Origin of the sequence: Piscinibacter sp. (assembly GCF_050175855.1) — a bacterium.
Taxonomy (GTDB): Bacteria; Pseudomonadota; Gammaproteobacteria; order Burkholderiales; family Burkholderiaceae_C; genus Piscinibacter.
Genome location: NZ_JBFXIO010000380.1, coordinates 1 through 4,953 on the forward strand (window position 1 = coordinate 1; position 4,953 = coordinate 4,953).

At 67.7% G+C, this 4,953-nt stretch carries 5 protein-coding genes; all 5 read left to right on the forward strand.

Annotated elements, in window-relative coordinates; genetic code table 11:
• Positions 1–22 precede the first annotated feature (22 nt).
• A complete protein-coding gene (gene bamA / locus AB7U92_RS21875; protein WP_428582068.1) occupies positions 23–2,326 on the forward strand; it encodes an outer membrane protein assembly factor BamA in 2,304 nt (767 codons plus the stop codon).
• On the forward strand, positions 2,326–2,847 hold the full coding sequence (locus AB7U92_RS21880) for an OmpH family outer membrane protein (RefSeq protein WP_428582071.1): 522 nt from the start codon (positions 2,326–2,328) through the stop codon (positions 2,845–2,847). Before bamA ends, AB7U92_RS21880 begins: the two co-directional genes overlap by 1 nt.
• 16 nt (positions 2,848–2,863) lie before the next feature.
• A complete protein-coding gene (gene lpxD, locus AB7U92_RS21885; protein ID WP_428582074.1) occupies positions 2,864–3,859 on the forward strand; it encodes a UDP-3-O-(3-hydroxymyristoyl)glucosamine N-acyltransferase in 996 nt (331 codons plus the stop codon).
• Complete coding sequence (fabZ, locus tag AB7U92_RS21890; RefSeq protein WP_428582077.1) at positions 3,856–4,302, forward strand: 3-hydroxyacyl-ACP dehydratase FabZ; 447 nt, start codon at positions 3,856–3,858, stop codon at positions 4,300–4,302. The genes lpxD and fabZ overlap by 4 nt, the downstream gene beginning before the upstream one ends.
• Before the next feature lie 23 nt (positions 4,303–4,325).
• The coding region (lpxA, locus tag AB7U92_RS21895; protein WP_428582079.1) for an acyl-ACP--UDP-N-acetylglucosamine O-acyltransferase at positions 4,326–4,953 on the forward strand (628 nt) is incomplete at its 3' end.

Here is a 4,953-nt window from a genome sequence, read left to right on the forward strand (position 1 = left end):
GGCCTGCACTGACCCCCGACGCATGCCTTCCCCCCGACGCGCGCCCGCAGTTCGTCCCACCGTCCTCAGCCTTGCCCTCGCCGCCGCACTCCAGGTGGGCTCGGCCTGGGCTGTCGAGCCCTTCACGCTGAAGGACATCCGCGTCGAGGGCCTGCAGCGCACCGACGCCGGCACCGTGTTCGCCTCGCTGCCGTTCCGCATCGGCGACACCTACAACGACGAGAAGGGCGCCGCCGCGCTGCGCGCGCTGTTCGCCACCGGCCTGTTCAAGGACGTGCGCATCGACATCGACGACGGCGTGGTCGTCGTGATCGTCGAGGAGCGTGCGGTCATCGCCGCGATCGACTTCGTCGGCCTGAAGGAGTTCGACAAGGACACGCTGGTCAAGTCGCTGAAGGATTTCGGCATCGGCGAGGGCCTGCCGTTCGACAAGGCGCTGGCCGACCGCGCCGAGCAGGAGCTCAAGCGCCAGTACCTGACACGCAGCCTGTACGGCGCCGAGGTGGTGACCACCGTCACGCCGCAGGAACGCAACCGCGTCAACGTCACGTTCACGGTCACCGAGGGAACGGCAGCCAAGATCCGCGAGCTGCGCATCGTCGGAAACAAGGCCTTCTCCGAGGGCACGCTCAAGGGCCTGTTCGACCTCAACGACGGCGGCTGGCTGAACTGGTACACGAAGGCCGACCGCTACTCGCGCTCCAAGCTCAATGCCGACCTGGAGACGCTGCGCGCCTACTACCTGAACCGCGGCTACCTGGAGTTCAATGTCGACTCCACGCAGGTGGCGATCTCGCCGGACAAGCAGGAAATCACGGTCACGATCAACATCACCGAAGGCCAGCCCTACACGGTGACCTCGGTCAAGCTCGAGGGCGACTACCTCGGCAAGGAAGAGGACTTCAAGACCCTGGTGAAGATCAAGCCCGGCGAAGCCTATCGCGCCGAGGCGGTGACCGACACCACCAAGGAGTTCGCCGACCGCTTCGGACTGTTCGGCTACGCCTTCGCCCGCATCGACGCGCGCCCGGAGATCGACCGGGCCAACGGCCGCGTCGCACTGACGCTGACCGCCGACCCGTCTCGCCGCGTCTACGTGCGCCGCATCAACGTGGCCGGCAACACGCGCACGCGCGACGAAGTGATCCGCCGCGAGTTCCGCCAGTTCGAGTCGTCGTGGTACGACGGCCAGAAGATCAAGCTCTCGCGCGACCGCGTCGACCGCCTGGGCTACTTCAGCGAGGTCTCGGTGGACACCACCGAGGTGCCGGGCACGCAGGACCAGGTCGACCTGACCTTTACCATCAAGGAGAAGCCCACCGGCAACCTGCTGGTCGGTGCGGGCTATTCGTCGGCGGACCGGCTCTCGCTGACGGCCTCGATCAAGCAGGAGAACGTGTTCGGCTCGGGCAACTACCTCGGCATCGAGGTCAACACCAGCCGCAGCAGCCGCACCCTGGTGCTGAGCACCGTCGATCCGTACTTCACGATCGACGGCATCTCGCGTGCCTTCGACGTCTACTACCGCACCGCCAAGCCGATCAACAGCCAGGGCGAACAGTACCAGCTCGTCACTCCCGGCGTGGCGTTGCGCTTCGGCGTGCCGTTCAGCGAGTACGACACGGTGTTCGTCGGCGTCGGCGCCGAGCGCACCGAGATCAAGGGCACCAATGCGATGCCCAACAATCTCTACCTGTACCGGCTGCAGTTCGGCTCGGTCAGCAACTCCTTCCCGCTCACGCTGGGCTGGACGCGCGACGAGCGCGACAGCGCCCTGGTGCCCAACGAGGGCAGCTACAAGCGCGTCAACCTCGACTGGACGCCGGCCGGGAGCACGCGCTACCTGCGGGCCAACCTGCAGTACCAGCGCTACTGGCCGATCACGCGCCAGTACACCTTCGCCGTCAACGGCGAGGTCGGCTACGGCCGGGGCCTGGCCGGACGGCCGTACCCGGTGTTCAAGAACTTCTACGGTGGCGGCCTGGGCACGGTACGGGCGTTCGACCAGGGCTCGCTCGGTCCGGCCGACGTGACCGGCGCCTACGTGGGCGGCAACCGCCGGCTCAACCTGAACAGCGAGCTGTACGTGCCGGTGCCCGGCGCCGGCAACGACCGCACGCTGCGCGTGTTCGGCTACATGGACATCGGCAACGTCTGGGGTGAATCGGAGCGCATCACGGCAGACAGCCTGCGCGCCTCGGCCGGCATCGGCCTGAGCTGGATCTCCCCCGTGGGCCCGCTGAAGCTCAGCTGGGGCACGCCGATCCGCAAGAAGCCGAACGATAGAATCGAGAGACTGCAATTCCAGATCGGGACCGCGTTCTAATGAATACCTCCTTCCTGAAGTCGTCGGCGTGCGCGACGCTGATCGCGTTCGCGGCCCTGGGTGCGCAGGCCCAGGAACTGAAGATCGGCTACGTCAACGCCGACCGGGTGCTGCGAGATGCCGCACCCGCGAAGGCCGCGCAGGCCAAGCTGGAGGCCGAGTTCGGCAAGCGCGAGAAGGAACTCGCCGACATGGCGGGCAAGCTCAAGGCTGCCGGCGAGAAGCTCGACAAGGACGCGCCGACCCTGTCGGAGTCCGAGCGCACGCGCCGCCAGCGCGAGCTGGTCGAGCAGAACCGCGATTTCGACCGCAAGCGCCGCGAGTTCCAGGAAGACCTGACGCAGCGCAAGAACGAGGAACTGGCGTCGGTGGTCGAGCGCGCCAACAAGGTGATGAAGCAGATCTTCGACACCGAGAAGTACGACCTGATCGTCCAGGAAGCCGTCTTCGCCGGCCCCCGCATCGACATCACCGACAAGGTGATCAAGGCGCTGAACGCCCAGAGCGGCAACAGCAAGTAAGGGCGGGGCAGCGCCGATGGAAGTTGCTCTGCGCGAGATCGCCGGGCAACTCGGCGGCGAACTGCTCGGCGACGGCGAGCGGCGCATCGCGCGCATCGCCACGCTGGAAGGCGCCACGCCCGACGCGATCGCCTTCCTCGCCAACCCGAAGTACCGCGCCCAGCTCGCCACCACGCAAGCCGGCTGCGTGATCGTCGGCCCCGCGGTGCGCGACGAGGCGGCGGCTCGTGGCGCAGCGATCGTCACGCCTGACCCCTACCTGTACTACGCGCGGCTCACGCAGTGGTGGGTGAGGCGCATGCGGCCGGCGGCGGCCACCGGCATCCATCCGAGCGCGGTCGTCGACCCCAGCGCACACGTCGCGCCCGATGCGGTGATCGGCCCGCTGTGCGTGGTCGGCGCTGGCGCGAGCATCGGCGCCGGCACCCGGCTCGCCCCGCGCGTGACGGTGGGCGAAGGCTGCTCGATCGGCGCCCGCTGCATCGTGCACAGCGGCGTGGTCATCGGCGCCGACGGCTTCGGCTTCGCGCCCGTCAAGGGCGAGGGTGGCCTGCGCTACGAGAAGATCGAGCAGCTCGGCGCGGTGCGCATCGGCGACGACGTGGAGATCGGCGCCAACACCTGCATCGACCGCGGCGCGCTCGACGACACCGTGATCGAAGACGGCGTGAAGCTCGACAACCTGATCCAGGTCGGCCATAACGTGCGCATCGGCGCGCACTCGGCGATGGCCGGCTGCGTCGGCATCGCCGGCAGCGCGGTGATCGGCCGGCGCTGCACCGTCGGCGGCGGGGCGATCGTGCTGGGGCACCTGACCCTGGCCGACGACGTGCACATCTCGGCCGCCTCGGTGGTGATGCGTTCGATCCGCCAGCCGGGCCAGTACAGCGGCGTCTTTCCCATCGACGACAATGCTGCCTGGGAAAAGAACGCGGCCACGCTGCGCCAGCTGCACACGCTGCGCGAGCGAATCCGCGCGCTGGAAAAGAACGAGACGCCGAGACAACCATGACCACGATGGACATCCACCAGATCCTCAAGAAGCTGCCGCACCGCTACCCGATCCTGCTGGTGGACCGTGTGGTCGAGCTCGAGAAGGGCCAGCGCATCAAGGCGATCAAGAACGTCACCATCAACGAGGACTTCTTCAATGGCCACTTTCCGCGCCGGCCGGTGATGCCCGGTGTGCTGATGATCGAGGCGCTGGCGCAGGCCTCGGCGCTGCTGGCCTTCGAGACGCTCGGCCAGGAGCCCGACGCCAACACGGTGTACTACTTCGCCGGCATCGACAACGCGCGATTCAAGCGCCCGGTGGAACCGGGCGACCAGCTGGTGCTCGAAGCGACGCTGGAGCGCGCCAAGTCGTCCGTCTTCAAGTTCAAGGCCCGCGCGCTGGTCGGCGAGGAACTGGCCGTCGAGGCCGACCTCACCTGCACGATGCGCAGCTTCGCCTGAAGCCGCGCTCCGGAGTTCCTGAGATGGCGAACATCCACCCCACCGCGATCGTCGAGAGCGGCGCCGAGCTCGGAGAAAACGTCACCGTCGGTGCCTATGCCGTCGTGCGATCGCAGGTTCGCATCGGCGAAGGCACGACCGTCGGGCCGCATTGCGTGATCGAGGGCCGCACCACCATTGGCCGCGACAACCGCTTCTTCCAGTTCGGCTCGATCGGCGCGGTGCCGCAGGACAAGAAATACGCCGGCGAGCCGACCGAACTGGTGATCGGCGACCGCAACATGGTGCGCGAGTTCTGCACTTTCAACCTCGGCACCGCCCAGGACGCCGGCGTCACACGCATCGGCAACGACAACTGGATCATGGCCTACGTGCACATCGCCCACGACTGCCAGGTCGGCGACCGCACAACGCTGGCCAACAACACCACCCTGGGTGGCCACGTGCACCTGGGCGACTGGGTCACGGTGGGCGGCCTCACCGGCATCCACCAGTTCGTCAAGATCGGCGCGCACGTGATGGTCGGCTTCGGCAGCGCGGTGTCGCAGGACGTTCCGCCGTACATGCTGGTCGACGGCAACCCGCTGGCGGTGCGCGGCTGCAACATCGAGGGCCTGCGTCGCCGCGGCTTCGACGCGCCGCGCATCGCCG

Bases quoted from the DNA above. Each gene is read 5' to 3' on its own strand.
- AB7U92_RS21880 (WP_428582071.1), top strand. From the start codon at position 2,326: ATGAATACCTCCTTCCTGAAGTCGTCGGCGTGCGCGACGCTGATCGCG.
- fabZ (WP_428582077.1), top strand. From the start codon at position 3,856: ATGACCACGATGGACATCCACCAGATCCTCAAGAAGCTGCCGCACCGC.
- bamA (WP_428582068.1), top strand. From the start codon at position 23: ATGCCTTCCCCCCGACGCGCGCCCGCAGTTCGTCCCACCGTCCTCAGC.
- lpxD (WP_428582074.1), top strand. From the start codon at position 2,864: ATGGAAGTTGCTCTGCGCGAGATCGCCGGGCAACTCGGCGGCGAACTG.